We start from the raw sequence: 1,570 nt of genomic DNA, 5'->3' as shown, positions 1-1,570 counted from the left end.
CTACTCTCAAACCTGCTCAACGAGAGTTTAGACACTGCTACGCTTGAATGTTGGTAGCGTGAGCGGACGGCGAAGTAACACTCACCAACCACCAGCACTTTTCCACCTAAGCGAGGCTATCAAGGCAATCTACTCGTTTTTACTGTAAACGTGAGGTTTCAATCAGCCTTCCCAGAATGCACGCTGCCTGGCTTCAATCTCGACAAGAGCCATTGAGAGGACATCGCGCCAATCGCTGGGATGCGGTGAATCATCTCCAGGTGTCGGTGCATCTGGACCGGGATGGATGTGGTCGCGAGCGTTGTGCTCCGACGGGTGCCGGTCCCACCGATGATCGAACGTCCCCTCAACGTGATCCTCGTGGTAATGGAGCGAGAAGTCCCCGTTCTCGAACCAGACAATCTCTACTCGAGCATTTTGAACACTCGGGGGGTAAAACCGCGTATCGTACACACAGACCAGCCGCTCAGGGGCGAATTCAGGTCGGTCGACTATCTGCGTGAACCGCTCGTCGGTAGCAAATCTATCTCGAATGACGTCCAACCGGTCAAAATCAACTGGGGCACCTGAAACTGAATGGGACCCACTACTCTCATCCCACCCTGTCATACCGCCGTTCGCTGATCAGCAGCGTCACCCGACTCGGTTGCTAGTGCCCGTTCGAGGAGCTCAACCCGGTGTCGAGCGGTCTTCCACGCAGAAACGGCCTCCCAAACATCCTCTATCGATTGATCAGTAGTCGATGCGTGCTTTGAGAGAGAGACCGCTTCCGGCGACGCGACATCGAACTCCTCGGACAACTCCTCTGCCCGTGCTGCTTCGTCTTTCAAGAAGTTAAGGAGCTCCGCCGTTGAGTATTCATCTTGGAGCATCTGGACCCGCCGCCAGTTCAAGTATGACTGGTTGCGTACGTACGTGGCCGGCGACTCGGTAACCTGCTTCACAATACCCATCTGTCCGAACCACTCAAGGTACTCTCTCGCAGCGTCAACGCCGTGGCCTGCGAGGTCAGCAACTTCGCTGGCGGTCGCTGGAGTGCTGAGCCCAAGCACAGCGTCAAAGAAGTCGTCTCGCGTCCGCTCCCCACGGACAAGCTCCTTTGGCGAGGTCAGCGCATCGAAATCTGGCGCTTTAGTTCGCTCCTCGGCATTGGCCTGGAGTTCAGAGCGCGGTTCATCCATACTCACACTACGTGAGTAACAGGAATAAATCTTGCTAGCACGGATTATTCCGTTTGCATGATTCGGAGGCTGTATTAACCAACAGACCGGCTAGATACGCCCAGTTGTTGGTTAACATAGTTGTCGATGTCTCAGATCTGGTGTAGTGCTTTATTACAAGTACATCGAAAATGAGACATCTGGACGTTGAGATTGAGTAGCGTTAGCTCGCCACTCAGGACAGGATCTCGCCGCAGGAAGTAGGTTTGGGCCACGAACCATTTGGCACACTCAACGCGACGACTGACGTGTTCATCGAGGTCGAGATTGAAGGCCCTCTCCCCCCGTCATCGATGTGTAAATCGAACATCTCCTGCAGCTCTCAACTGGAACTCTCCCAGACATATCGC

Annotated in this window: 2 protein-coding genes; both read right to left on the bottom strand. The window is 54.5% G+C overall.

Translation table 11 applies throughout. The features are described from left to right. Nucleotides 1–162 precede the first annotated feature (162 nt). A complete protein-coding gene (locus tag C5B90_RS21330; RefSeq protein ID WP_049913505.1) occupies nucleotides 163–609 on the bottom strand; it encodes a hypothetical protein in 447 nt (148 codons plus the stop codon). Beyond that, entirely contained in the window at nucleotides 606–1,181 is a 576-nt protein-coding gene (locus C5B90_RS19825; RefSeq protein WP_115883627.1) for a hypothetical protein, read from the bottom strand. The genes C5B90_RS21330 and C5B90_RS19825 overlap by 4 nt, the downstream gene beginning before the upstream one ends. Nucleotides 1,182–1,570 lie beyond the last annotated feature (389 nt).

Source organism: Haloferax sp. Atlit-12N, assembly GCF_003383095.1.
Taxonomy (GTDB): domain Archaea; phylum Halobacteriota; class Halobacteria; order Halobacteriales; family Haloferacaceae; genus Haloferax.
The sequence above is the reverse complement of the archived record's forward strand: the minus strand, read 5'-3'. Positions and strand labels throughout refer to the sequence as shown.

Coding starts and splice junctions, on each gene's coding strand:
- C5B90_RS21330 (WP_049913505.1), bottom strand. CDS start 609: ATGACAGGGTGGGATGAGAGTAGTGGGTCCCATTCAGTTTCAGGTGCC.
- C5B90_RS19825 (WP_115883627.1), bottom strand. CDS start 1,181: ATGGATGAACCGCGCTCTGAACTCCAGGCCAATGCCGAGGAGCGAACT.